Below are 24,511 nucleotides of genomic sequence, written 5' to 3' on the forward strand. Positions count from 1 at the left end.
CGGGAGCGCCACATCGGCATGCTTGGTCATTATCATCGGCCTCGCCTTCTGGTTGGGCTACACGCGACTGCGTGTGGGATACCTCCTCAGCCCGCTTTCGGTGATGATTCTCCTGCTCGTGGCGATCTTCGGTGTTCGTCCTCTGCGCATGATGCAGACCGCGACTTTCGATTTCTACGGATACGACATATCTAGTGGCGTTCAGTTCGCGACGACGGTGGGTCTTGTGGCCACCGTCGGGGTGGTGATGGGCGCACTAGTCTGCCTCCCCTTGGTGGGCAGGCTGGTGCGAGACAACACGGGAGTTGAGCGCGCCGAAACGGGGCTGGGCTCGGCCGTCGGCGAGTCCTTTGTTGCGGCAATTGCGATCCTCGCAGTTTGGTTCGCGCTCTCCCTGCAATTCGCGGGCGGCATCGCGGCCTTCGTCGCGATGTTTGGTGGTAGGACTAGTCAGATCTCCAGTTCTGCCGCAGGGGTCCCGGTTGTCGTACCCGCGCTACCCGTGGTGGCCGCTCTCGTGGTCGCCGCGGTGCGATTCACGGTGGAGGGCGCCGCGCGCTACATGCCCCGCCAAAACTTGATGTATTGGGTCGTCATTGCATTGACCATCATCCCACCCACCGCGCTGGGCAATCGTCGTTTCCTGATTCCGGCCCTGATCGTTGGGGTTGCCGGCGCAGCCCGTATCCTGTGGTTTCGTAGGGTAAGGGTGCGCTACCTCGTCGCGGTGGTGCTGGTTTTCGTTATCCTCGCGTCTATTCCCTTTGTCCGTAGTGCGGGATCAAGGGTGAGAGGCAGCGATGACTTCCTCGGCTCCCTTTACGAGTACGTTGGTGAGTCCGGTCTGACTGGAGTCTTCGACGCATTCTTTTTGTCGTACGACACCGAAATGTTCAACTACGTTTCCTTTTTTGGACCGAGACTCGGCGATGCAATACCTTACGGGCATGGACAGGCAACGCTGGGGGAACTGTTTCTTGTCATGCTGCCCAGTGGGATTGCCCCGGGCGAGAAGTGGAGCGACATGCTCCTGACGGAGGCATTTGGCGCGGGTTGTGGGGCGTTGTACTGTCCCGTCCCTAGCGTCTTTGGTACGCTGCTCGTCGACGGGGGGCTCGTCTTCGTATTCTTGGGTTCTTTCCTGCTGGGGCTGCTCGCTGCGCCTGTCCCTTACCAGTTGGCGGTGGCCCCCCCCGCCGCTCGCGTGCTCCTCCTCCTTGCGGTGGTGGCATTTGCTGCCACGGTCGTGCGCGGAAACCCGGTGTCCCAGCTTTGGATCGCCCTTCAGTGCACGCTTCTTGCCATACTCGTATTTGTGCTTCTGATTAGGCGCGCAAGTAGGCGATCCTCTCGTCGCATTATCGCGGAGCCCCGCCGCGCCTAACTCGCGTTGTCGGTCCCTAACCGAAGTGCCGTCGCTCCTCGCTGGGCACAAGGGTGATTTGGCTTGACTGGCAGCGCAGGCACCGAGTTGGCAGCCTCAACTACCACTGAGTACCCTCTCCGGCGATCACCACACAGGTCACGAACCCGAGGACGTTGTCATACTCGTGACGCGCTGGGAAGTCGTTCTAGGACGCAGAGCTGCCCGGAGCGAGAACCGCCTTCACGGTCTTGGCAAGAATGACCAGGTCGCTCACAAGGGACCAGTTATCGACGTAGGATAGGTCGAGTCGAACCGAGTCCTCCCAACTCAAAGTTGAGCGGCCGCTCACCTGCCACAGTCCGGTGATGCCGGGCTTCGAGAGAAAGCGACGGTGAACGTGCTGCTCGTACATCACCACCTCGCGGGGAAGCGGCGGGCGTGGCCCGACGAGTGACATCGATCCACCAATCACGTTGAACAGTTGGGGCAGTTCGTCCAGGCTGAACCTCCGCATGATGCGGCCGATCCGAGTAACGCGAGGGTCGTCCTTCATCTTGAACAGGACCTCGTTGCCGCTGTCGCGCTGCTGGTCGCGGAGCTCGTCAATGAGCTCCTCAGCGTTGACCACCATCGTGCGGAACTTCAGCATGGTGAACTCCCGCCCCCCGAGGCCGATGCGCCTCTGGCGGAAGAAGACCGGACCCTCGCTGGACAGTCGCACGGCGACTGCGAAAAACGCGAGCAGGGGGCTAATGACGACGACGCCGACTATCGACGCGGCGAGGTCCATGGCGCGCTTCACCACCCGCTGACCGCCGCTGAAGCGTGGCGTCTCAACGTGGATAAGGGGAAGGCCCGCGACCGGTCGTGTCTGGATGCGCGGACCGGCGACGTCCATGATGCTCGGCGCGATGACCAAGTGCTGACGGCCAGCCTCTAGGCCCCACGAGATCTGCTTCACCTTGTTTGGAGGAAGCTCGTCCGTGCTCGTGACGATCACGGTGTCGGCGCCCGTGGCGGCGACGGCGTGATCTACAGCGCTCACGTCTCCCACGATCGGGATTGTCGTTGCCGCGAGCGTTTCGTGCTCGCTTGCCCCAGGCACGCACGCCCCCACGATGCGGTAACCGCTGCTGGGCGCGCGCACCAGCTCGGCCGCGATATCGAGCACTGACTGGCGGGAGCCCACCAGCAGCACACGGGCGGAATACTCACCCACAGATCGCTTGGCGACGAGCCACTGCCGCCAGAGCCACCGCACGAAGAGAAGTACCCCCATGCCGAACGGCAGGCTAATTAGAAGGTAGCCGCGTGCTACATCTACCCGGGTTAGAAACGCGACGATTGCGATGCCGCCGAAGAGCGCCATGCTCGCTCGCATGATACTGGTGTACTCCGTCGGGCCGCTCCCGATGATGCGCGAGTCGCGGGTGTCAAACAAGCTCAGCATCCACATCCATAGGAGGACCAGCATCGCCGAGAACGCCCAGTATGAGACTTCGCTCAGCCGGCTGTCGGCGCGGACGGTGACCTCCACATTGCCTAGGCCGAACCAGGCGATCTGAGTACCGTATACGATCCAGGTGAGCACAAGTGTGTCCGTTAGCCATAGTCGACGGCTGTAGTGCTCACGCCAACGGTCGATCGCCGGGGTGGACTTGCGAGGCGGCATTACGTGGGAGACAAAGGAGCGCACGACATCGGACGACCTGACTTGATCATTCGCCCTCAAGCTTGCCCCTTCGCGCCCATACGAATTGTCATACTGCCGTAGGGAAACCTATCAGTCGCATATGACGGCTCTACGACGCCAGGAATCACAGCGACTCACCCGACCACAATCAACCGGTCGCCGGACCAGGCCAGGAGACCGTCACCGCTCACCGCCAGCGCTGCCGCCGTCCTATCCGCAGCGTCCACGCAGCCGGCAAGCGCTGGTTCGGCGCCCAGCCGCGAGACAGCCAGCTGGGGGCACGCGGCATCGGAGTGCGCCACGACCACGGCGTCGTCAAAGATGGCTAGTGCGACCGCAGAGGCATCTGTGAGCGACGTCCATTCGTCGTCGATGAGCCGGTAGGCGATTCCTTCGCAGATCAGCGCGACAAGGTCCGCCGAGGTGCGCAATCCCCACGCATCATCGCACGGCGCATCGATCTCGCCATCAGGGGTCACGACTACACCGCGGTCTACCGGAGAGAGGTAGGTCGCATTTGGAAGAACGTCGGGATAGGGCTCCCAGAAGCGGCCTTGAGTGAAGGTGCGCAAGAGCTCGAGGTCGCACGCATCGCCCATATGGGCGAGCATTTCGGCTTCGGTTCCAGCGAACGTATCCAGGCCGCGCACCTGCCCGATGCCGCGGTAGAGCGGCGTCACGTCGGTCCAGGTGTGGCCGCCGTCGGTCGACCGTTCCACGAGTGGCGGGGTCACTCCACACTCGCCAGCGGTGGCGCGCCACATGCCGCCCGAGCCGACCGAAAGAAAGCGCTCATCCGCCCTGGGCGCATCTGCGATCGGCGCGGGCGCCGGCGATACCGTTGCCGGGGTCTCCGGCACCCCGCTTTCCGCGCCCAGGTCAGACGTGGGCGCTGGCGCGGGCGTGCCCGACGGGGTATCGGGGTTGCCGTGCTGCAGGGCAGCGGCGGCCAGCGCAGACGAGCCAATAGCGAGCAACGCCACGGCGGCCACCGCGAGCAGGCGGCTCGTGCGCGTTACACCGGGCGGGCGGCGTGCCATGAGTGGGGTTACTCCGCTACCGGGCGGCGCGCGGCCGTCGGCTGACCCTGAGTGGAACGACGCCCTACCTGCTCCACTGTCGGCACGGTCGGCGCGGGAGCGAGCGGGGCTTTGCGCTTGCGGCCGCGAGAGGCCTTCTTCGCCGTGTCCTTCTGGATGTAGCCGTACCCGCCGTACCCGCCGTACCCGGCGTAATACGAGTCGGGTCCGCGTGTCGGCACCATTGTCAGGGCAACGCCAGCAACCTTCGCCCCCACGGTCTCCAGTGCCTCGAGCGCACCCGACAGCTGATGGCGCGTTGTGCGACCGGCAGCGACGGCGACGATGGCCCCGCTCGTGGCGCGGGCGAGGATGGCGGCATCGGTCACCGGCAGTAGCGGGGGAGCGTCGCACAGCACCACGTCGAAGTCGCGCTCAAGCACCTCGAGTAGCTGCTGCATCTGGCGGGATCCCAGCAGTTCGCTCGGGTTCGGGGGAATCTTGCCCGCCGGCAGCACGTACAGACTGCGGCCACCCCACGGCAGCATCACGTCGCCCACACGGGTTCGACCGATGAGCACGTCGGTCAATCCCGCGCCGCCTTCGATGCCGAGGTACTCGGCCACCTTCGGCTTGCGCAGGTCGGCATCGAGCAGGGCGACGCGCTTGCCGGCGTCGGCGAGGGCGATGGCGAGGTTGATCGTGGTGGTTGATTTTCCCTCGCTGGGCACGGAGCTCGTCACGACGAAGCTCGCTCGCCCGCCCATGTCGAGGAACTGCAGGTTGGTGCGAAGCGCCCGGAACGACTCGGCGCGTGGGCTGAGGGGATCGGCGTGCACGATGAGTGGCCGCTCTTTTGCCTTCGGGTCGAAAGCAATTGCGCCGATCATGGGGGCTTTGGTGACCTGCTCGATATCGCGGGAGGTCCGCACGCGGGTATCGAGCACGGTCCGCAGCACGGCGATTCCGAGGCCCAGGGCCAGGCCCACCAGCGTGCCCAACGCCAGGTTGAGCGGCACATTTGGGCTGGCTGGTGACATCGCGGGCTGTGCATCGCTCACCCGTGACAACTTCACGGGGCTCATGCCCGACTCGCCCGTGGGCTCGATCGAATCCACTGCCGCAGTCAGTGCCGCAGCGAGCGCATTCGCGATCTCCGGGGCACGCACCGGATCGGCGTCTTCGGCGGTGATCGTGATGAGTGTGGTGTTGAGCGCCGCGCTGGCGGTGACTGATTGTCCGAGTTGGCCCGCAGTGATGCCGAGACCCAGTTCGGCGATGACCGGGTTCATGACGATCGGCGTCTTGACCAAACCCACATACGTATTGATACGGGCCTGCGTGAAGCTGGAACCCTGCTGCAATTCGGCCACTGTGCCGCTCGTCTGCGTGGAGACGAATACTGTGCTCGAGGATTCATAAATCGGCGTTCGGGTGAGCGAATAGGCTGCCGCGCCACTGAGCCCCAGCAAAGTCGCAACCAGAATCACGGCCCAGTTCTTGCGGAGGATGCGGATGTAGTCGCTGAGCTCCATGATGCCTCTCGGTGCATCGCGCCGGGGGACGGGCGAGTCTGTCGGGGTGTTTTCTCAGTCTGGCATAACAGCGATTCCCACCGCGGCCAGCCTCGCCACGCGTTCCACCGCGTCTATTGCGGGGTCCAATTGCGACGCCGACAATTCGTATGTCTTCCACGACCGCCGGAACGGGTCGACTACATCGTCATCGGCAGGGTCGGGCAGCGGCGGCAGCAGTCCGCGCTGACGGGCGATGAGGGCGGTTGCCGCGCGAAGGCGCGCCGCGGCATCTGTCATGCTCGCTGCGTCGGCTGCGTCGGTCAGCTCCTCATCGGTGAGCGTGACGGCGAGGCGAGCGAACTCGCGCACCGTGAAGGTGGAACGCAGCCGTGCGGGTGCGAGTTCGGCGATCGCTCGCCGGTGCTCACGCGCCATGGCGAGGATCAGGTCGGGGCTCGCCAGATGCTGCTCGGTGAGGAACCGCGCGCGATGCGCCGCAGCGTGATCGCGCAGGGCGCCGCGGGCGAGCGCCAACTCGACCGCCTCATCGGTCATGGCGGCGTCAGCCAGGCCGTGCGTGCCCGCACTGTGCACGACGACTCCATCGAGGTCGGCCAAGCGCGTGCGCAGCATCAGCGCGGCGAGGGGTGAACGGCAGATGTTGCCCGTGCACACAGTGAGGATTTCGAACACTGCGGAACCTCCCGGGTGGGGGTGTCATGGCGAGTGGATGTGCGGGCGAGGACGGCCCCGGTAACGTGAGGCCGTGCCCGATCAGCCTAGCGACGTCACGGACGCGCCCGCGCAGGAATTTTCGTCGGCTCGTCCGGCTCGATCCGACGCGGTCCCGCGGCGCCGCAGAACCGACTGGCGGCTGGGCGGGCACACCGTGCAGAAGTGGCGCGAAATGCTCGCCGCATGGGCATTGTTGAGCCTAGGCGCGGGGGTGCTCTTGGGATATGCGGTCGCGTGGCTCCTGCCGACGACGCCATGGGCGGCGCCGCTGAGCACTTTTATCCTGTGGCTGTCGATGCTCATTCCGGTGGTCATCGCATTTCAACGCTCGCGGCCGGTCGGATTGCTGAAGTTGCGCCCCATCGACGCGCTCTATGGTGTCGCGCTCGGAATGCTGCTGCGACTGATGCAGGGGTGGGTGCACGCTGCGGCCGGTACTCCGCCGCCGTTCCCGAGTTTCACCACGGTCGATGGGCACCTGCCGGCGTCGTGGCTGTGGACCGAAGCGGTGCCTGCGATCCTTGTGGCGCCGGTGCTGGAGGAGTTCTTCTTCCGCGCCGTTATTCTCGTGGCCGTGTATACCGCGCTGCGCCACGCCTTCGGCGGGGTCGCGGCTGGGGCAGCCGCGGCGCTGGTGTCGACCGGGCTGTTCATCGTGGTGCACTCGATCGGCGGCACACTCACGGTGGATGCTTCCGTCGCGCTCGGGGCCGTCGGCCTTGCGTGTGCCCTGCTCGTGCTACTGACCGGGCGCATCTGGGGGGCGATGCTGGTACACCTCTTCTACAACGCGAGCTTCATCGCGTTGGGAGTCGTCGGCACGCTCGCGGCGTAGGGCATCGACGCACGGAGGCCCCGCGGCGAGTTTCTCGGCGATGCCTGACAGGCTGTCCTCAACAGGCCCTCACTGAGCGAGATAGTGCCTGGACTATCTGCGGGCAATAGGTGGACTGGGCGGGGCTGTGCGTGAGCTATGAACCCGTAGGATCGTCCGCATGGGGAAGATGCGACGTCGCCGCAGTCATAGCCAGCCGGACGGGTTCTGGCGGCAGGAGTATGGCGGGATGCCGTTGTGGGGTCTTGTGGGCGTCGCTGCTCTGGTGATCGCGTTGGGAGGGTGGGTTGCTGTGAACTATCAGCCACCGCCCTCCTTGGCGACGAGTGCGCCCCGCCCGTATCCGACGTTCGACTTCGGGCGCGAAGCTGACCAGTTGCCCGCGGTCGCCGCCATCGGTGACTCCTTCACCGGTGGCTCTGGTATGGATTCCGGGGAGGGCGCGCGCTGGCCGGCCCTCCTCCGCGAGGAGTTCACCATCACCACTTACCACGAAGGCGGCACGGGCTACGCCCGAACTCGCGAGACTCCCGACGGATCGAGTAACTTCACCACGCGGGTCGATGCCCTCCCCGTCGACACCCGCAACCTCGTCTTCTTTGGATCGGTGAATGACTCGGGAGCCGGATACCTGGCCGTCCGCGCCGCCGCCCGCACGGCCTTTCAGGCAGCGCAAGACCGCGCCCCAGGTGTGCGAATCCTGGTGATCGGCCCAGCCTCGCCCGCATGGCCAGTCACCCCCGACATGTACGAGGCCCGAGATGGCGTCCGCGACGCCGCCGTCGAGATGGGCTTACCGTTTGTGGACCCGATCGACTCGGGGTGGTTCTCGGGCCACCCCGAGTTCATCGGCGAAGACGGCACGCACCCCAACGACCTCGGCCACGCATTCCTCAGCGATCGGATCAGCGCTGCCTTCGCCGAGCACTTCCCGCATCCATAAGGTCAGCTGAGTTGCCACGGCAGCGCCGCGGAAGGCCCGACCCGCAGGATCTTCGTCGCCACCCGATGCGACCAATACGCGTGCCCTGCCTCGTTCAGATGAGAGAACGAACCGGACTCGTTGAGCACGTAGGTCGTTCGGTTCTCGGGGGTGATCCATCCCCCCTTGATCGGGTCGATGAACGCGACGACGTTAGGTGCCGCCATCGCGGCAGCCTCGATTGCGTCACGATTGGCTCGGGTCCGAGGCGGCTCGGCTCGTGCAGGTCGGCGAAGCCACCGCACCGCGGCTGCTGGTCACGGGTGAACACGCCCCGGCGCGGCATCCGCATGTCGCAACTGCAGTGGAGGCGGGCGCCATCGGCACGGCCGCCGCAGCGGCGATCATCAGCATGCTCAACAAGGTGGTGCTGCCGGCCGGGCGTGACCAGACGGATGCCGTGGAGCAGATCCTGGTGGAGCAGGCGCCCGGGTTGACCCTCGACCAGCTCGCGAAGATCATCGCTCGTGCCGAGGCCTGGCTCGACCCCGACGGTGTGGCGCCTCGGGAGGAGGATGGACTCACCCAGCCGATCTCCATCAGCACCGCACGGCGCATGGCCGCCGGCAGGGCGTGATCCCTTGTGTGCTCGGTTGGCAGAGCGAGATTCTCGACTGGGTCGCAAGAAGCGGCTGTTCGCCAAGGCTCAGAAGCTGGCGCTCATCGAACGCGACGGCAGCTGCGCCGACGTCTGGTTCATCCCGCCGCGCTGGGTCGATCCGGATCGCACGCCCCGCCGCGGGGCGTGAAAGCGGTTCGATTTCGTCCCGGCCTGACCGGCCCCGTTACGCAAACAGCGATCGCCCCCGCTGGGGGAGCGATCGCTGTTTTTGCTGAAGGCTACTTGTCGGTGAAGGCGTCCTTGACGTCGTCGACTGCCTTCTTGCCTTGGGCCTTCGCCTGGTCGACGTGGCCTTCGGTTTCCAGCGACTTGTCGCCGGTCGCCTTGCCTGTGCCTTCCTTGGCTTTGCCTTTCAGGTTTTCGGCTTCGTGCTTGATGTCATCTCCGAGTGCCATGGGCTCTCCTCTCGTTGGGGTTGTCACCGCATCAGCGGTCGGTCGGGTTGGTGTTCTCCTCGGGCGCGGATGCCTCTTCGGCCTCGCCGACCCACTCGACACGCACTTCCTCGCGCGTCACCGGGACGGTCACCGTCGCCTCTTCGGTCACCACGTACTTGCGCAGCCGCATGGTGCCGGTCTGCGCGGACTGCGCCGTCTGCGGGGACTGCGTGCCGGCATCCTGCGCGTGTGGTTGCGTCGCGTCGGGATCGTCGTTCTCGCCACCATCGCGGACGTCGTCGCGGCGCGGTTCATGGTCGGCGTAGTAGGCGTATAGCTCGTCTTCCTGCGACCGGCTGAGCTCGCCGTCGGAATCGAAGCGGGGAGCGTCCTTCACGGCGTCCTTCGTGAACGGCACCCGCAGGTTGCCCTCCACTTCGTCCGCCTGATCCAGCGGCACGAAGGTCTCGGACGTGCCGAACAGGCCGGTCTTCACGGTCACCCAGTTGGGCCGCCCGGTGCGAGGCTCGACGAAGACCTGCCCGACAGAGCCGACCTTCTTGCCCTCCACGTCCACGACGTGGCGTCCGACGAGGCTTGCGATGTTGTGTGCGCTGATCATGTGACGTCTTCTCCTATCGGCCGAGACCGACCCGGTCGACCCGGCGGTGGTAGCGCATGCCAGCCGCTCCGCCCAGGAGCGCACCGACCAGCGTCACGACGGCGACCCCGAGAGCGGTGAGGATGCCGGTGAGCGTTGCCGTTTCGGGTGTCACCGGGATGGCGGGAAGGCCCGGCAGGTTGCCCAGAATGTTCCACTGGCTCCCGGCGATCGCGGTGATGATGGCGACGATGATCGCGATGACCACGGCCCAGATCCACACGGCCAGGCCCTGCTTCAGCCCGCTGAACCGTGCCATCCGCCCGGCGACGTAGCCGCCGGCGAAATACGCGATCAGCAGCACCAAGCCGAGGACGATCGCACCCACCACGCCGACGGTCTCGGTGTTATCGGTGGCGGCATCCACGGCGTCATCGACGGTGGTGCCCGATCCGAACCCGCTGACGGCCGCGCCGACGGCCGCCACCAATGCGGTGAGGAGAACGGTGGCCCCCATGGCGGTCAGCCAGCCGAAGAACGCGGCGCCGAACTTGAAGCCGCCGAAGCGCTCCTTCTCGCGCTCGTGCACATCGCGCTGCAGTGTGTGCTGGGACTCCACCGGCACGGCGGCGCTAGTGGAGTTCTGGTCGTACACCGGGGATCCCGGCTCTCTGGGGTCAGCGGAGCTCATGCGTCGACGCTAACCCGCGGTGCAGCGCGCACCCAGGGGATTGCCAGGGGCGAACCGGAGGCGTAACCTCACGCGGATCTCGCGCCCGCCGGCATCCGATGGCCTCGATCTTCGACCGAAGGGGTGGCGTGCTAAACTACCTCTTTGGTGCCTGCTGCCTGCTGGTGGGTACCGCGAACGTGAGCCCTCCACTGGCGTGTTCGACCCGCATCGGGATCGAACCACCCCGGAGTGGGATTCACGAACTCCTCCGTTCGACACAAGAAAGCAGCACTATCGTGACGCGCACTTACACCCCCAAGGCTGGCGAAATCCAGCGCGAGTGGCTGGTCATCGACGCAACCGACGTCGTCCTCGGCCGCCTCGCATCGCACGCTGCCGCGCTTCTGCGTGGCAAGCACAAGCCCACCTTCGTCAACCACATGGACTCCGGTGACTTCGTCATCATCGTCAACGCCGACAAGGTCGCGCTGACGGGTCAGAAGCTCCAGAAGAAGCGGGCCTACCGCCACTCCGGCTACCCGGGCGGCCTCAAGTCCGTCGCGTACGAGGAGCTGCTCGAGAAGAACCCCGAGCGCGCCGTCGAGAAGGCCGTGCGCGGCATGCTGCCCAAGAACAGCATCGGTCGCCAGCAGCTGTCGAAGCTGAAGGTCTACCGCGGTGCCGAGCACCCGCACTCGGCACAGCAGCCCAAGACGTACACCCTCGACCAGGTCGCCCAGTAAGCGCCCCCTCAGATTTAAGGACAAACTGATGGCGAACATCGAAGAGACCCCGCAGAACTACTCCACCGAGACGCCCGCTGACGAGGCCACCCAGGCCACCGTCGAGCGCCCCGTGCTCTCCGTTCCCGGTGCGGCCGTCGGCCGCCGCAAGCAGGCCATCGCCCGCGTGCGCCTGGTTCCGGGTTCCGGCACCATCACGGTCAACGGCCGTACGCTCGAGGACTACTTCCCCAACAAGCTGCACCAGCAGCTGATCAACGACCCGTTCACGGTGCTCAACCTGGCCGGTGGCTACGACGTGATCGCCCGCATCTCCGGTGGTGGCCCCTCGGGCCAGGCCGGCGCGCTGCGTCTCGGCATCGCTCGCTCGCTCAACCAGATCGACGAAGAGAACAACCGCCCGACCCTGAAGAAGGCCGGCTTCCTCTCGCGCGACGCTCGCGTCAAGGAGCGCAAGAAGGCTGGTCTCAAGAAGGCCCGCAAGGCGCCTCAGTACTCGAAGCGCTGATCCGACCGCACATGGCGCTGTTCGGTACGGACGGTGTGCGGGGGCTGGCCAACGGCCCCCTCACCGCCGACCTCGCGCTCTCCCTGGCCCAGGCGACTGCCGTCGTCCTGGGCCAGGGGCGTATCGCCGAGGCTCGGCGCAGGGCCGGCAAGCGGCTCACCGCCGTCGTCGCGCGCGACCCTCGGATGTCGGGGGAGTTCCTCTCGGCCGCGGTGTCGGCAGGTCTCGCCTCGTCGGGCGTGGATGTGCTGGATGCCGGTGTGCTGCCGACCCCGGCGGCGGCGTTCCTCGTTGCCGACCGCGACGCCGACTTCGGCGTGATGGTCTCGGCCTCGCACAACCCCGCACCCGACAACGGCATCAAGATCTTCGCCCGGGGCGGCTCGAAGCTGCCCGATGACGTCGAGGCGCGCATCGAAGAGGCGATGTCCGGCCCCAAGCTGCAGCCCACCGGCGGCGCTGTCGGTCGCATTCGCCGGTTCGCCGACGCCGAAGACCGCTACGTCGTGCATCTGCTCGGCTCGCTGCCGTATCGCCTGGATGGTCTGCACGTGGTGCTGGACTGCGCCCATGGCGCGGCATCCGGAGTCTCACCCGAAACGTTCCGGGATGCCGGCGCCCGCGTCACGGTCATCGGCGCCGACCCCGACGGCATGAACATCAACGACGGCGTCGGCTCCACTCACCTCGACGTGCTCGCCGGTGAAGTGGTACGTGTCGGTGCCGACGTCGGCATCGCGCACGATGGCGACGCCGATCGCTGCCTCGCCGTGGACGCCGCCGGCAACATCATCGACGGCGACCAGATCATGGCGATCCTCGCGCTGTCGATGAAGCGACGCGGCCGTCTCAAGCACGACACCCTCGTGGCGACCGTCATGAGCAACCTCGGTCTGCACCGTGCGATGACCGAAAACGGCATCCACGTCGAGCAGACCGGTGTCGGCGACCGCTATGTGCTGGAGCGCATGGCCGCCGGCGGGTTCTCGCTCGGCGGCGAGCAATCCGGCCACGTCATCATGAGCGAGTTCGCCACCACCGGTGACGGACTGCTCACGGGCTTGCACCTGTGCGCCGAGATGGCACGCACCGGCCGGACGCTGGCCGAGCTGGCCTCCGTCATGACCGTGTACCCGCAGGTGCTGATCAACGTCACCGGCGTCGACCGCACTCGGGTGAACGACGACGCGACCGTGCAGGAGGCCCTCGCCGCCGCGACCGCGTCGCTCGGACTGTCGGGACGGGTGCTGCTGCGCGCGTCGGGAACCGAACAGCTCGTGCGCGTGATGGTCGAAGCCGAGACCGCGGATACCGCGTCGGCGGTCGCCGCAGACCTCGCCGCCGTGGTGCAGAAACGGCTCGCGCTGCGCGTCTGACCGGCCAATTACGCCAATCGTTCTGGATGCGGTACAACTGTCCTAACACGGCTTCGGAACCGCGCTGATCGGGCAATCCCCCCACGCTCGATCTCGCTACCCCGCGCCGTCAGGCATCCGCGCTCGTGCACAAGCGCCGGAGCCGCGAGAGGGCCGCGCCGCTGGGGGCCGGCTCTCTCCGCTCCCGAGTGAGTATTCGTGCTCCCGAGTGAGTATTCGTGCTCCCGAGTGAGTATTCGCGCGGCATCCGCCCGCCGGCTCAGGCCACGGCCCCGACACGCGTCCGCGCAGCCCGCGCGCGGCGCAGTCGCACTTGGCACCACGCCGTGAGCCCGCCGTATGCCAGCAGCGCGCACACGATCAGCGCGACGAACAGCGGCGCGGCGGGCCGCTCGCTCAGCAGATCCTCCCGGCGCACGATGAGCGACAGCCCGATCGCCACCAGGCTCAGCAGCTGCGCCTGGAAGAGCACGCGGAACGCGCTCCACCGCGAATCCCACAGCATCGCCGCGTTCACGACCCCGGTGAGCGTCAGCACCGCCCCAGTGACCCGCGCGGTGAGCGGGGTCAGCTGCCACGCCCACACTTCCACCGCCGCGGCCGGCGCGATGAACGCGAACAGCCCCACGCACAGCGCACCGGCACCGATCACCGCCAGCGCGATGCGCGCCGCGCGGGGGATGGTCACATCCGCCGGTTCCGGCACGTGCGGATCCTCCCGCCGCTGCACGACTGCCAGCACCGCGACGATGACCGGTGTCGTGGCGTAGAGCACCAGCCAGGTGTAGAACGACAGGTTCTGCGAGAACCGGTCCAGGTGCAGCAGCGTCGCGATCAGCAGGAGACCTGCGAACACGACCACCGCCGGGAACCCGCGCGACACCCGGTGCCACCGTCTCGTGGTCGCGACGCGGAGGAAGAACCACACCCCGCCGACGTATGCCGATGCGAGCAGATACGCCGTCAGCGGGGGATCGATCGGCCAGGCGAACAGCTCGCCGGTGCGGGTCGGGAACACATAGAGCAGGAACGCCGCGATGACGAGGAACGGGATGATGACCACGGCCACCCACCGGGTCGTCGCGAACACCCGGTCGGACGTGGGGCGAAGAGAGTCACGGCCGGACACGGTCGAGCACCTCCGCCACCGTCAGCTCCAGGCCCTCGGACACCGCGGCATCCAATTCCTCACCCTTCCCCGCATCACGCAGCGCCTGCAGCGGCGCCAGGTGGTAGTCGAACGCGCCCCGGTTGCCCAGACCAGTGCGCCGGCGAAGTCGCTGCGACGCGCCCAGCAGCAGCCCCGCCGCCATCGCGTTGCCCGCCGCTGCCTGCACTGCCACGAACGTCTCCAGGCCGTAGGCCGTGCCGTCGTCGTGACCGAGCGCGACGGAGAGCTCGAAGGATGCCACGAAATCGGCCGTGCCCCCGTCGGCATCCCCGCTGAGCAGCCTCGCCCAGCCGCGGTGATTCTGCGCGATGACGATGCCGAGCCGCTCGCCCTGAGCCTGCGCCAGTGCGAGGCTCTGCTCGAAGCGCGACCGGGCGGACTCCGGGGAGCCGGTGGCCAGATCGAGACGCCCCAGCATCACCAGGGACATCGCCTGCCCCCAGGTGTCCTGCGCATGCTGGAACCGGGCGTAGCTGCGCTCGAGCTCGTCCGTCGCGGCGGCGACGTCGGGTACCGGCACCCGCGCCAGCTGCGCGAGCCCCACCGACACCCCCGCCAGCGCCGCGCCGTCCTCGTCGCCGACCTCGTGGAAAAGGTCGCGGCTGGACTCCAGCCCCGGCATGGGGTCGTAGTCGTCCTGCTGCCAGAAGCGCACGGCGTTGACGTAGTACAGCGCGATCGCCCGGCTGCGCGGAGTGAGGGCGATGTCCTCGCGGTCGGCGGCCGCCAGCAGTTCCGCCATCCAGCCCGCCACGAGACCGAGGTAGCCGGCGATCCACAGGAACAGGTACAGGTGCCAGGCGTACTCGGCTGCGGCATCCAATTCGTGTCTGTTCAGCAGCGTGCGCATGACGGCGGCGAGATTGTCGATCTCCAGTTCCAGCCGTGCCAGCCACTCCAGTTGATCGGAACCGCGTAAACCGTCGCCGGCATCCTCGGCCAACGACAGGTAGGCGCGGATCCACCCCTGCACGTTGCGCTCGGCCTCGTCGGCCGGCTGCATGCCCAGCGCGTAGGAGCGCACCGTGCCCAGCAGCCGGAACGCCGGGATCTCGCCGGCATCCACGCGGCTGAGCAGACTGGCGTCGGTGAGAGCTTCGAGCACGTCGAACGGGTCGTCGACGCCGGCGCTCGCGAGAACGTGCTCGGCGGTCGCCAGGGCGAAGGAGCCGGAGAACGGGGCGAGCACCCCGAGCGCGGTGCGGGAGCGCTCGTCGAGCAGATCGACGCTCCACTCGATCGTGCGGGCCAGCGCGCGCTGCCGGTCGGGAAGGTCCCGCGCGCCGTCGACCAGCAGGGTGAGTGCGGAATCCAGGCGGGCGAGGATCTGCTGCGGGCTCAGGATGCGCGCCCGCGCGGCGGCCAGCTCGATCGCGAGGGGGATTCCATCGAGCACCCGGGTGATCGCGATCACGGCGGGGGTGTTCTCCGGCGTCAGGCGGAACGACGGCCGCACCGCCGTCGCACGCTGCACGAACAGCGACACGGCCGAAGTGCAGGCGGCGATCTCGTTGTCGGTGTCGGGCTCGGGGGTTTCGAGCGGCCCCACCTCGAAGACCTGCTCCGCCCGCAGCCGCAGTGGGGAACGGCTGGTCACCAACAGCTGCAACCGGGGCGCGCCGCTGACCAACTGGACGAGCACATCGGATGCCGCCATGAGGTGTTCCATGTTGTCCACGACCAGCAGCACGTCGCGGTCGACGATCGCCGCCTGCACCTTGTACGCCAGCGGCTCGTCGCCCACATTGCGCACGCCGAGGGCGCGGGCGATCACCGTGATCACCGTTTCGGGGCGGGTGACCGACTCCAGCGCCGCGAAGGCGACGTCGCGGCCGGAGGTCGCGGCATCCAGGGCGAGCTCGATCGCGAGGCGCGACTTGCCGACGCCGCCCGGTCCGGTGAGCGTGAGGATGCGCACGCCGGGGCGTGCGAGCAGCGCGCGGGCGGCATCCATCTCGGTCTCCCGGCCGACCAGCGACGAGTAGGGTGCCGGGATCGCGCCGACGATCGAGAGCGAGCCGGTGGGCGATGGGTCGAACACGGTGGCTGCTGTGGCTTCGGCGGCCGCAGCCTCGGCCGCTGCGACTTGCGCCGCTGCGGCCTCTGCCGCGTCGAAGCGTTCGGCGAGGAGGGTCGCGATGTCGGCGAGCACCAGGTCGGCGAGCTCCTCGGGCGTGTGGAATGACTTGTACGAGGTGCGGTCATCGGAGCGGACGGCGTCGAGCAGGCCGGACAGGCGCTCCTCGCGCTTCGGGGCCGGCTCCTTGATGTAGATCAGCGACGGCAGGGCGGTGGAGAGACGGTATTCGTCCTCGAGGCCGGAGATCTTCTCATCCGGGGCGACCCAGCCGTAGCGTTCCCAGTACAGGCCGATAAAGATGTCGCTCTGCTCGAGGTAGGAGCGGTACAGGGCGCGCGGCGGGTGGGGCCGGGCGCCGAGCTCGAACATCACCGGGGCCAGGTGCAGCCGCTCGAGCACGGCGCGCACGGCGCGGCGCTCAGGCTCGAGCTCCCTCAACGTGGAACTGATGAAGACTCGGATGCGCTGATCGGGCGTGCGAATCTGTGGTTTCGCGGCATCCATGAAGTGATACTCCCGCCGTGGCGTTCGCGAGTAAAGGGGCCGGGTGCCGCGGCGCTCGATGACCACCCCGCACGCTGCCGAGTGAGTATTCAGGCTGCCGAGTGAGTATTCGCGCTGGCGAGTGAGTATTCGCGTCGGGCGCGACGAATACTCACTCGCCGCGACGAATACTCACTCGAGGGGACGAATACTCACTCGGCAGCCGTCAGACGCCGGGGGCACTCCACGACAGCGACTCGATGTACCGCAGCAGCACGCCCTCGCGCAGGGCCCAGGGGCTGATCTCCAGCTCCTCGACGTCGAGCGCCTTCATCGCCTGGTGCATCACCACGGCAGCCGCGACGATCTGGAACGTGCGGTCCGCCGTGATCCCCGGCAGGGCCTCCCGCGCCTCGGCGGGGATGCGGGCCAGCCGCGGGATCCACGCCTTCAGCGCCGAACGCGGCAGCACCCACCGCTCGATGCCCGACCACCCCGGCACCGGATACCCGGCAAGCTTCGCCAGCGACCGGATCGCCTTCGACGACCCCACCACGTGGTCGGGCCGCGGCATCGTCTTGAACACCTCGGCCACCGGCGCGAGCGTCTTGCGCGCGTGATCGCGCAGCCGGTCGACGTCGTGCTCGCTGGGCGGGTCGTTCGGCAGGTACTTCACCGTCATGCGTCCGGCCCCCAGGGGGACGGATGCCGCAGCCTCCGGCAGCTCGTCGTGGCCGGCGGCCAGTTCGAGCGAACCGCCGCCGATGTCGAACAGCAGGATCTGGCCGGCGGACCACCCGAACCAGCGGCGCACCGCCAGGAACGTGAACCGCGCCTCGGTCTCGCCGCCGAGCACCTGCAGATCCTGCCCGAGGGCCTCCTCGATGCGCGCGATCACCTTCTTGCCGTTCTTGGCCTCGCGCACGGCACTGGTCGCCGTCGCGAGGAGTTCGACGACGTTCTCGCGAGCCGCGATATCGCGTGCCTCACTGACCGCGTTCACCAGCGCGGTCACGCCCTCGTCGCTGATCGAGCCATCCGGCTCGAGGTAGCGCATCAGCCGCAGCACGGTGCGCTTGCTGGTGGTCGCATGGGGCCTGCCGCCGGGGATCACATCCGCGATCAGCAGATGGACCGTATTCGAACCGATATCGAGGACTCCGAGGCGCACGTGGCAAGCGTAGTGGGGCAGCGGCGTGCGGATGGCGCGCCCACCCGGTGTCCCACATCGAGTTACCTCGCCGAAACATCGCGCCGGGGCATCGCGAAACAGCGCGTCGCTAGCGTCGGATCGCTCGCACACAGCGAATCCACACTGTCCATGCCTCCAGGAGGTCCGGTGCAATCACCACCGAGCAGTACCCCGAGCACCACCCCCCACGCCACACGCAAGAACAAGGCGCCCTACGCGATCGTCGGCGGCGCGACTCTCGCCGCGGCGGCGATCGTCGCCGGCTTCATCGCCATCCCCGCCGTCAGTGGCGCGACCGGCGCCGAGGCCCCCGATACCCGTGAGGTGGCGGTCGTGACCGACAAGCCCGTGCTCGGCGCCGCGCGCGACGCGCTCAGCCAGGACGAGCTCAGCTACGCGCTGCACCTGGCCACGGCGGGGGACAGCCTGCCCGACGGCGTCACGTCGGTCGACGGCTCCGACGCCCCGCAGGTGCTCTCCATCGACGTCGCCACCCGAGACGTCGACCAGACCGACCGCATCGTCGACGTGGTCCTGTACGACTACACGTCCAACAAGGCGATCCTGCAGTCGGTCAACCTCACCACCGCGGTCATCGACAGCTCGTCGCGTGAAGGAGTGCAGCCGCCGCCCAGCGCCGACGAGATCGACTTCGCGTTCTCGCTGTTCTTGGCCGATGAGGCCGCCAGCGCGGCCGTTCGCGAAGAGTTCACCGCCATCACCGGCGACGCACTGGCATCCATCGATCAGCTCGGCGTCAGCGGCGGCTCGTTCGTGCCGGATGCCGGATCGGTCGGCGGGGAGCACTGCGCGATCGACCGCTGCGTCGAGATGCAGTTCCGCGTTCCCGGCGGCGGCTACCTCGACACGACGGCATTCGTCGTCGACCTGTCCACCCGGTCCGTGATCGGCATCCGATGAAAGGCGCGTCCCCCGTGAAGAAGCTCTCCCGCGCGATCGGAATCGGCGTGACGACACTCGTCGCTGCCGCCGGCCTCGCCATCGTCCCTGCGACCGCGGCCACCGCCGCGCCCCCGCCCATCAACTGCTCCGGTGACGCGCTCATCGAGAAGTCGTTCGACAACGGCACGTCCTGGCAGATGTGCTGGCGCGTCGACAGCAAGAAGGGCCTCGTGCTCGAGCAGGTCGCGGTCAAGGCGCCTCAGGAGACGGCGTATCGCCGCGTGCTCGACTCGGTCTACCTCGGCCAGCTGCACGTGCCGTACGACACCGGCAAGAGCCTGTGGAACGACATCACCTCCTACGGGTTCGGCAACCAGTACCTGCAGAAGCTCAGCGCCGCGGAGTGCGGCGACGGTGCCCTGCGGGACGTCGCGCAGACGTGGAGCACCACCCGCCGCGGTGAGACCACGACGTACATGCGCACGATCCCGGCGCTGTGCATCACCGACACCACGAGCCCCATGGCGTACCGCTCGCACGAGCAGACGTGGGGCTCCATCGAAGACGCACCGCTGTTCACCGCCGAGAGCCAGGGCTTCAGCCTGCAGATCATCTCCAAGGTCGACTGGTACGAGTACGCCACCAAGATCGAGTTCACCGACGAGGGCGGCATCGCTTTCGACCTGGGCGCGACCGGCGACGTCTCTTATGAGGACTTCGACGCGGATGCCACGACGGGCTGGCCGATCGGCGCCGGCGACACCGCGCTGGCGGCATCCCACTGGCACAACGCGATCTGGCGCCTGGACTTCGGTCTGGACGGGCAGAACGCGATGGCCGTGGAGCAGTACGACTCCGAGCTCGGTGAGCAGGGCGTCAAGGTGCCGCTGATGCACACGACCGCCACGACGATCACGAACCCCGCCAATCTCGCGCCGGTCGATGACCTCACCTGGTGGCGGGTGCTCGCTCCGAACAGCCTCAACGCCGACGGCCACGAGCGCTCGTACGAGTTCGTGTTCCCCGGTTCGCAGCTGTACGCCGGCGACCCGGTGACCCAGCCCCTGCTGACGTTCACCAACTACAACGCCTGCCAGGAGTACGCCACCAACAACCTCAACCCGGCGTGTGCCGAGAAGAACCTCATCGAGTACGCCGCCACCGCTGCGGGTCAAGCTCTCACCGACCCGGTGGCCTGGGTGAACAGCGGCTTCCACCACGTCGTGCGCGACGAGGATCAGAGCCCGATGCAGACGCACTGGCAGTCGTTCTCGATCATGCCGCGCGACTGGACGAGCCAGTCGATGGGCACCCCGTCGGGCCGCTCGTGCATCAACGGCGACCCCGGCGGCGAGATCCACACCGACGAGTCGCCGTGTGAGGTCGTCGAGCCCGAGACGCCGGAGAACCCGGAGACCCCGGAGACCCCGGGCACGCCGGGCACGCCGGGCACCCCGGAGCCGAGCCCGAACCCGACCGACCCGGCAGCGCCCGGTGACGGTGGCGGCGACGGGGGCAGCGACGAAGACGGTGGCGACAGCGACGAGCCCGACACCGGTGCGAGCATCGCGCTGTCGTCGACCAGCCTCACCGCGGGCGGATCGTTCCGGCTGACCGGTTCCGGCTTCACCCCCGGCGAGAAGATCGAGGTCACCCTGCACTCCGACCCGATCGCCGTCGGAACGCTGACCGCCGACGCCGCAGGGGCGGTGTCCGGGAGCCTCACCGTTCCCGCCGCGGCCCCCAGCGGCGCGCACCGGATCGTCGCCGTCGGCGCTGATTCGGGGCTTGAGGCATCCGTCGATGTGACGGTGTCCGCGGCCGGAGCGCTCGCCATCACCGGCGGCACACTCGCCGCCGGCGGTGCCGCGCTCGGAGGCGTGCTGTTGCTTCTGATCGGGGCTGCGTTGCTGATCAAGCGGCGGCGCCACACGCAGGCGGTGTTCGCCTCCTGACCCCCGTGGCGGTCCGGCCCTCCGCGGGCCGGACCGCCACCTTCGTCTTCCCGCCGAGGAGCCTTCATGCGTCGACCGCTCGCCGCCGCCGTCTCGCTCGCGGTGCTGCTGCTGGGCGGTGCCGTCGCCGTCGGCGTGCCGCTGGTGCCCCCCAGCGCCGCGCAATCCGCCGGGGCTTCCGCCGCCGCGGGTGCGGCCCCGGCGTCCGGCTCCGTCGACGCGGCACCGCGGGACGACTCCGGCGACGACCTGCCGAACGAAGCCGACATCGCGTTCGCGGCGATGATGATCCCGCATCACCAGCAGGCGATCGACCTGTCCCGCATCCTCGCGGCGACCCCCGGCATTGACGAGACGTCGACGGCGTTGGCCGCTTACATCGAGCGCGACCAGGCTGCCGAGATCGCGCAGATGCAGAGCTGGTCGGATGCCTGGCACGAGATCGGCATCATGGACCACGGTCACACCGGCACGATGTCGGGCATGGCCACCGCGGAGCAGATCGCCGCCTTCGACGGGCAGGAAGGCGCCCCGGCGGAGAAGGCGTTCCTCGCGCTGATGATCGCCCACCACGAGGGCGCGATCCAGATGGCGCGCAGAGCGATCGCCGACGGCGATAACAGCTTCATCCGGGCGCTGTCCAAGCACATCGCTGCCGAGCAGCAACGCGAGATCGAGGCGATGACCGCGAGGCTGGGGCTGCTGTGACATGAAGGTGTGGCAGCAGGTGAGCATCGCCGGCATCGTGGCGGTGGTGCTTGGCGCCGCGCTCGCCGCAGGGTCGCACGTCACGGTCTTCCGCGTGGAGTCCGCGTCGATGGCACCCGCCGTGCCGGTCGGGGATGTCGTGGTGGCAGGCCGCACCGACGGCAGCACGCCGGCGCGCTCCGACATTGTGGTGTTCACCGATCCGGGGGAGTGGGCCGGTCGCGTGGCCCGGCTCACCGGCACGGACGAGGTGTCGCCGACGTTCGTGAAGCGCGTGGTCGGGCTGCCGGGGGAGAGGGTGGTCTGCTGCGACGCCGCGGGACGGGTGACGGTCGACGGGGTGCCGCTCGCGGAGCCCTATCTGGCCGACCCGGACGCGCTGGCCAGCGTGCTCGCGTTCGACGTGACCGTCCCCGCCGATGCCGTGTTCGTGCTGGGCGACAACCGCGCGGCATCCATCGACTCCCGCTACCTCGGGACCGTGCCGGTGCCTGTGATCGTCGGCACCCTTCAGTTCACGCTCGACATCCCCTGAGCGAGGTCGCCACTGCCGCCCCGTCCGGCGTCCTGTGCCGCCAGCACGAGCAGTGCGGCGCTGTCGCGCACGCGGGAAAGGTGGCGGGCGGCGGCATCGAGGTCGCCGTCGGCCGTGGACAGCGCGACCCCGCCCACCAGCCGGCCGTCGCCGGAACGCACCGGCACGGCGATGCATGCACGGCCTTGGCCGTCGGGCTCGGCGTAGGCCGCGAAGTCGTGTTCGGTGACCTCCGCGGCGATGCGGCGGTGCTCGGCAGCAGTGATCCCTGACGACCGGGCGGTGCTGATCACCTCCGCGACGGCCTCGCGATCGGGGTGGGCGGTCAGCGGCGGGGCGAAGCCGGCCAGCAGCAGGCGTCCGATCGCGGTCGAGCCGAGCTGGCGCCGGGTGCGGTTCACCGACAGCAGCGGACGCATCGGGTCCTCGTCGACGACGACGACGCGGCCGCGCTGGTAGCGCACGAAATGCACGGCTTCGCCCGTCTGCATCCGCAGTTGTCCGATGATGTCGGGGGCGACGACAGGCTGTGTCGGGGCGACGAGGTGTGCCAGTTCGACCACGCGCACCCCCAGCAGGAATCCGTCGAGGGTCGGGTGGCGCAGCAGATACTCCTCGCTGACCAGGGCGTTGATCAGGCGGTAGGCGCTGGCCCGCGGCATGCCGAGGATGCGGGCGATGCCGTTCGCGGACAGCGAGGGACCGGCCCGGGCGACCTCTTCCAGCACCGCGAGCGCCTGTCCGACACCGCTGCGCAGACCCGATGGCCCGCTCACGGCCGCGGCAGCCCGTCGCCGGGCGTCGCCAGGGCGTCCGCCGCGACCGGAGTGTCGTACGCGCCGGAGTGCGACGTCGACGTGCGGCCGGCACGGAACCGCACGACGTGGCCGAGCACCGCCATCGCGAGGACCACGGCGATGATCGCCAGCGCGGCGCGGTCGAGCCCGACCACCCCCATCACTTCGGTCACGGCGACCGCTCCCAGCGCGACGGTACCGACGATCGCCGGCCACGACTCCCGCAGGGTGAACTCGCCCACCCGCAGCAGATAGGGCACCGCGGCTGCGCACACCAGCAGGTAGGCGATGAGGAACCCCACCGGTGTGGCCAGTGCGATCGTGGCGTCCAGCAGTGAGCCGTGGCCGGCCCACGCCTGCAGGATGGTCCCGGTGGCGACCACACCGCCGACGGTGAGCGCAGCGCGATGCGGCGTCGCGAAGCGTTGCGAGGTGCGGCCGAGCCAGGCCGGCAGGATCCCCTCGCGCGCCATCGTGAAGACGAGCCGGACGAGGGCGTTCGTGCAGGCGAGGGTGCAGACGAGCCAGGATGCCGCGATGACGGCGTCGATGAGCGTCGCCGTCCACGGTGCCGACTCGAGCACCGACGCGGGCACCAGCGCCGAGGTGCGCCCTGCACAGCCGCTGGCCGCGGCCGACAGCTGGGCGCCGGTGCCGAACAGGTACACGATCGCGACGGCGACGGCCGTCCACACCAGCGCTCGGGGGACGCTGGCCAGCGGGCGCCGACTCTCGGGACCGAGTGTGGCGCCGCTTTCGAAGCCGACGAAGGACACCAGGGCGATCCCGATGCCGCCGGCCAGTGCCGATGGCGACGGCATCGCGCCGGGATCGGGCACCAACGGGGCAAGGTCCCACCCGGTGCCGGCAAAGACGACGGCCGTCACCGCCAGGATCGCCGCCACCGCGACCGACTCGATCACGAGCATCACGCGCGTGGACGCGCGGGCGCCGCACACGATGACCACGACGATGATCGCCGTGCAACCGAGCGCAAGCAGGACGGTGGTCGCGGCATCCTCCCCGTTCCCTGCGGTGATGAGGCCGCCCAGTCGGCGCACGCCGCTGCGCAGCGTGTCGATGGCGACACTCGCGTACCCCAGGGCGATGGCGGCGCCGGCGGCGATCCCCACGATCGGGCCGAGGCCGCGGGTCACGAAGGTGTAGATGCCGCCCGCGGCCGAGATGCGCCGCGCGAACACCGACATCGTCAGCGCCACGAGCACCACCACCGCGGCAGTCAGCAAGAGCGCCACGAACGAGAACGAACCCAGGTGGCCGACCAGGCCGCCGGAGTGGGTGAGCAGCACGCCCGCCGGAGCCACGGCCGCCACCGACTGGGCGACGAGGTCGACTGTGCGCACCGACCCCCGGCGCAGCCCGTGCAGCGGCGACCGGGCCGACAGGCTCGCCGCCGGCTGCCGCCGGGAGATCGCGTCGCTCAGTGCGCTCATGTGCCCTCCCGGCGGGAGGCTACGCCCGCGGTGTTGCGTATCGCGCTCGCCGGTGTTTCCGGCGCGTGACTCGGTGTGAGCCGCCGAGGCCAGCCCGCCGGTCGCGCCGCCCCGCCGCGACCCGCCGCCGCGCCCCGCCCGGGCCGGGCGGGCCGGGCCCACCGGTGAGAAACCACTTTCCGGATC

General features: G+C 68.5%; 25 protein-coding genes. 12 read left to right on the plus strand and 13 right to left on the minus strand.

Annotation, left to right across the window (positions count from 1 at the left end):
- The first annotated feature begins 22 nt into the window (after positions 1-22).
- Positions 23-1,384 (plus strand): hypothetical protein, encoded by a 1,362-nt coding sequence (locus QNO11_RS02350; RefSeq protein ID WP_257509119.1) that lies wholly within the window; start codon positions 23-25, stop codon positions 1,382-1,384.
- 187 nt (positions 1,385-1,571) lie between these two features.
- Here the strand turns inward: QNO11_RS02350 and QNO11_RS02355 are convergent, their stop codons facing one another.
- The 4 genes from QNO11_RS02355 to QNO11_RS02370 all read right to left on the minus strand — a co-directional run bounded on the left by QNO11_RS02355 (position 1,572) and on the right by QNO11_RS02370 (position 6,288).
- Complete coding sequence (locus QNO11_RS02355) at positions 1,572-2,957, minus strand: sugar transferase (RefSeq protein WP_257509120.1); 1,386 nt, start codon at positions 2,955-2,957, stop codon at positions 1,572-1,574.
- Positions 2,958-3,193: 236 nt separating this feature from the next.
- The gene (locus tag QNO11_RS02360) at positions 3,194-4,099 is read right to left on the minus strand and encodes a hypothetical protein (RefSeq protein ID WP_257509121.1); all 906 of its coding nucleotides are present in this window, start codon (positions 4,097-4,099) and stop codon (positions 3,194-3,196) included.
- An 8-nt stretch (positions 4,100-4,107) separates the two neighbouring features.
- Positions 4,108-5,613: a tyrosine-protein kinase domain-containing protein gene (locus tag QNO11_RS02365; protein ID WP_257509122.1), complete on the minus strand. Its 1,506-nt coding sequence runs from the start codon at positions 5,611-5,613 to the stop codon at positions 4,108-4,110.
- Between the two features lie 54 nt (positions 5,614-5,667).
- Positions 5,668-6,288, minus strand: coding sequence for an arsenate reductase/protein-tyrosine-phosphatase family protein (locus QNO11_RS02370; protein WP_257509123.1), 621 nt, complete (start codon positions 6,286-6,288; stop codon positions 5,668-5,670).
- A 73-nt stretch (positions 6,289-6,361) separates the two neighbouring features.
- Here QNO11_RS02370 and QNO11_RS02375 point away from each other — a divergent pair, with 73 nt between their 5' ends.
- Together QNO11_RS02375 and QNO11_RS02380 are read left to right on the plus strand one after the other, a co-directional pair.
- Entirely contained in the window at positions 6,362-7,165 is an 804-nt protein-coding gene (locus QNO11_RS02375) for a CPBP family intramembrane glutamic endopeptidase (protein WP_285169644.1), read from the plus strand.
- Between the two features lie 160 nt (positions 7,166-7,325).
- Positions 7,326-8,108, plus strand: a complete 783-nt coding sequence (locus QNO11_RS02380; RefSeq protein WP_285169645.1) for an SGNH/GDSL hydrolase family protein — start codon at positions 7,326-7,328, stop codon at positions 8,106-8,108.
- 2 nt (positions 8,109-8,110) lie between these two features.
- On the opposite strand, the gene QNO11_RS02385 is transcribed toward QNO11_RS02380, so the two are convergent.
- Entirely contained in the window at positions 8,111-8,314 is a 204-nt protein-coding gene (locus QNO11_RS02385; protein ID WP_257509126.1) for a hypothetical protein, read from the minus strand.
- A 53-nt stretch (positions 8,315-8,367) separates the two neighbouring features.
- On the opposite strand from QNO11_RS02385, the gene QNO11_RS02390 reads away from it, so the two are divergent.
- A complete protein-coding gene (locus QNO11_RS02390) occupies positions 8,368-8,724 on the plus strand; it encodes a DUF222 domain-containing protein (protein WP_374113818.1) in 357 nt (118 codons plus the stop codon).
- 16 nt (positions 8,725-8,740) lie between these two features.
- Positions 8,741-8,896, plus strand: coding sequence for a hypothetical protein (locus tag QNO11_RS02395; RefSeq protein WP_257509128.1), 156 nt, complete (start codon positions 8,741-8,743; stop codon positions 8,894-8,896).
- A 91-nt stretch (positions 8,897-8,987) separates the two neighbouring features.
- On the opposite strand, the gene QNO11_RS02400 is transcribed toward QNO11_RS02395, so the two are convergent.
- The 3 genes from QNO11_RS02400 to QNO11_RS02410 are packed head-to-tail and all read right to left on the minus strand — an operon-like array spanning position 8,988 to position 10,438.
- A complete protein-coding gene (locus QNO11_RS02400) occupies positions 8,988-9,164 on the minus strand; it encodes a CsbD family protein (protein ID WP_257509129.1) in 177 nt (58 codons plus the stop codon).
- A 31-nt stretch (positions 9,165-9,195) separates the two neighbouring features.
- On the minus strand, positions 9,196-9,768 hold the full coding sequence (locus QNO11_RS02405) for a PRC-barrel domain-containing protein (protein ID WP_257509130.1): 573 nt from the start codon (positions 9,766-9,768) through the stop codon (positions 9,196-9,198).
- A gap of 13 nt (positions 9,769-9,781) precedes the next feature.
- Positions 9,782-10,438, minus strand: coding sequence for a hypothetical protein (locus QNO11_RS02410; protein ID WP_257509131.1), 657 nt, complete (start codon positions 10,436-10,438; stop codon positions 9,782-9,784).
- A gap of 278 nt (positions 10,439-10,716) precedes the next feature.
- On the opposite strand from QNO11_RS02410, the gene rplM reads away from it, so the two are divergent.
- Genes rplM through glmM form a run of 3 tightly spaced genes read left to right on the plus strand, consistent with a single transcriptional unit; the run spans position 10,717 to position 13,047 of the window.
- On the plus strand, positions 10,717-11,163 hold the full coding sequence (rplM, locus tag QNO11_RS02415) for a 50S ribosomal protein L13 (RefSeq protein ID WP_257494842.1): 447 nt from the start codon (positions 10,717-10,719) through the stop codon (positions 11,161-11,163).
- A gap of 28 nt (positions 11,164-11,191) precedes the next feature.
- Complete coding sequence (rpsI, locus tag QNO11_RS02420; RefSeq protein ID WP_257509132.1) at positions 11,192-11,671, plus strand: 30S ribosomal protein S9; 480 nt, start codon at positions 11,192-11,194, stop codon at positions 11,669-11,671.
- Between the two features lie 11 nt (positions 11,672-11,682).
- Positions 11,683-13,047, plus strand: a complete 1,365-nt coding sequence (gene glmM, locus QNO11_RS02425) for a phosphoglucosamine mutase (protein ID WP_257509133.1) — start codon at positions 11,683-11,685, stop codon at positions 13,045-13,047.
- A 259-nt stretch (positions 13,048-13,306) separates the two neighbouring features.
- On the opposite strand, the gene QNO11_RS02430 is transcribed toward glmM, so the two are convergent.
- The 3 genes from QNO11_RS02430 to QNO11_RS02440 form a co-directional block, all read right to left on the minus strand.
- Positions 13,307-14,176: a hypothetical protein gene (locus QNO11_RS02430; RefSeq protein ID WP_257509134.1), complete on the minus strand. Its 870-nt coding sequence runs from the start codon at positions 14,174-14,176 to the stop codon at positions 13,307-13,309.
- Complete coding sequence (locus QNO11_RS02435; protein ID WP_257509135.1) at positions 14,163-16,802, minus strand: DUF4062 domain-containing protein; 2,640 nt, start codon at positions 16,800-16,802, stop codon at positions 14,163-14,165. The genes QNO11_RS02430 and QNO11_RS02435 overlap by 14 nt, the downstream gene beginning before the upstream one ends.
- 205 nt (positions 16,803-17,007) lie before the next feature.
- Positions 17,008-17,952 carry a Ppx/GppA phosphatase family protein gene (locus QNO11_RS02440; protein ID WP_257509136.1) on the minus strand — a complete coding sequence of 315 codons (945 nt, stop codon included), beginning with the start codon at positions 17,950-17,952 and terminating at the stop codon, positions 17,008-17,010.
- A 168-nt stretch (positions 17,953-18,120) separates the two neighbouring features.
- Between QNO11_RS02440 and QNO11_RS02445 the strand changes: the two genes are divergently transcribed.
- The 4 genes from QNO11_RS02445 (at position 18,121) to lepB (ending at position 22,074) form a co-directional block, all read left to right on the plus strand.
- Positions 18,121-18,894: a hypothetical protein gene (locus tag QNO11_RS02445; protein ID WP_257509137.1), complete on the plus strand. Its 774-nt coding sequence runs from the start codon at positions 18,121-18,123 to the stop codon at positions 18,892-18,894.
- Between the two features lie 14 nt (positions 18,895-18,908).
- Positions 18,909-20,831 (plus strand): copper amine oxidase, encoded by a 1,923-nt coding sequence (locus tag QNO11_RS02450; RefSeq protein ID WP_257509138.1) that lies wholly within the window; start codon positions 18,909-18,911, stop codon positions 20,829-20,831.
- 66 nt (positions 20,832-20,897) lie between these two features.
- Entirely contained in the window at positions 20,898-21,539 is a 642-nt protein-coding gene (locus tag QNO11_RS02455; protein ID WP_257509139.1) for a DUF305 domain-containing protein, read from the plus strand.
- A gap of 1 nt (position 21,540) precedes the next feature.
- A complete protein-coding gene (gene lepB, locus QNO11_RS02460; protein ID WP_257509140.1) occupies positions 21,541-22,074 on the plus strand; it encodes a signal peptidase I in 534 nt (177 codons plus the stop codon).
- Here the strand turns inward: lepB and QNO11_RS02465 are convergent.
- Positions 22,050-22,850 (minus strand): IclR family transcriptional regulator, encoded by an 801-nt coding sequence (locus QNO11_RS02465; RefSeq protein ID WP_257509141.1) that lies wholly within the window; start codon positions 22,848-22,850, stop codon positions 22,050-22,052. The two genes, lepB and QNO11_RS02465, sit on opposite strands and share 25 nt — an antisense overlap.
- Positions 22,847-24,325 carry an APC family permease gene (locus QNO11_RS02470; RefSeq protein ID WP_285169648.1) on the minus strand — a complete coding sequence of 493 codons (1,479 nt, stop codon included), beginning with the start codon at positions 24,323-24,325 and terminating at the stop codon, positions 22,847-22,849. Before QNO11_RS02470 ends, QNO11_RS02465 begins: the two co-directional genes overlap by 4 nt.
- Between the last annotated feature and the right edge of the window lie 186 nt (positions 24,326-24,511).

The organism is Microbacterium sp. zg-B96, assembly GCF_030246865.1.
In the GTDB taxonomy this organism is placed as follows: Bacteria; Actinomycetota; Actinomycetes; order Actinomycetales; family Microbacteriaceae; genus Microbacterium.

Coding starts and splice junctions, on each gene's coding strand:
- QNO11_RS02360 (WP_257509121.1), bottom strand. CDS start 4,099: ATGGCACGCCGCCCGCCCGGTGTAACGCGCACGAGCCGCCTGCTCGCG.
- QNO11_RS02365 (WP_257509122.1), bottom strand. CDS start 5,613: ATGGAGCTCAGCGACTACATCCGCATCCTCCGCAAGAACTGGGCCGTG.
- QNO11_RS02380 (WP_285169645.1), top strand. CDS start 7,326: ATGGGGAAGATGCGACGTCGCCGCAGTCATAGCCAGCCGGACGGGTTC.
- QNO11_RS02385 (WP_257509126.1), bottom strand. CDS start 8,314: ATGGCGGCACCTAACGTCGTCGCGTTCATCGACCCGATCAAGGGGGGA.
- QNO11_RS02400 (WP_257509129.1), bottom strand. CDS start 9,164: ATGGCACTCGGAGATGACATCAAGCACGAAGCCGAAAACCTGAAAGGC.
- QNO11_RS02405 (WP_257509130.1), bottom strand. CDS start 9,768: ATGATCAGCGCACACAACATCGCAAGCCTCGTCGGACGCCACGTCGTG.
- QNO11_RS02410 (WP_257509131.1), bottom strand. CDS start 10,438: ATGAGCTCCGCTGACCCCAGAGAGCCGGGATCCCCGGTGTACGACCAG.
- rpsI (WP_257509132.1), top strand. CDS start 11,192: ATGGCGAACATCGAAGAGACCCCGCAGAACTACTCCACCGAGACGCCC.
- glmM (WP_257509133.1), top strand. CDS start 11,683: ATGGCGCTGTTCGGTACGGACGGTGTGCGGGGGCTGGCCAACGGCCCC.
- QNO11_RS02435 (WP_257509135.1), bottom strand. CDS start 16,802: ATGGATGCCGCGAAACCACAGATTCGCACGCCCGATCAGCGCATCCGA.
- QNO11_RS02455 (WP_257509139.1), top strand. CDS start 20,898: ATGCGTCGACCGCTCGCCGCCGCCGTCTCGCTCGCGGTGCTGCTGCTG.
- lepB (WP_257509140.1), top strand. CDS start 21,541: ATGAAGGTGTGGCAGCAGGTGAGCATCGCCGGCATCGTGGCGGTGGTG.
- QNO11_RS02470 (WP_285169648.1), bottom strand. CDS start 24,325: ATGAGCGCACTGAGCGACGCGATCTCCCGGCGGCAGCCGGCGGCGAGC.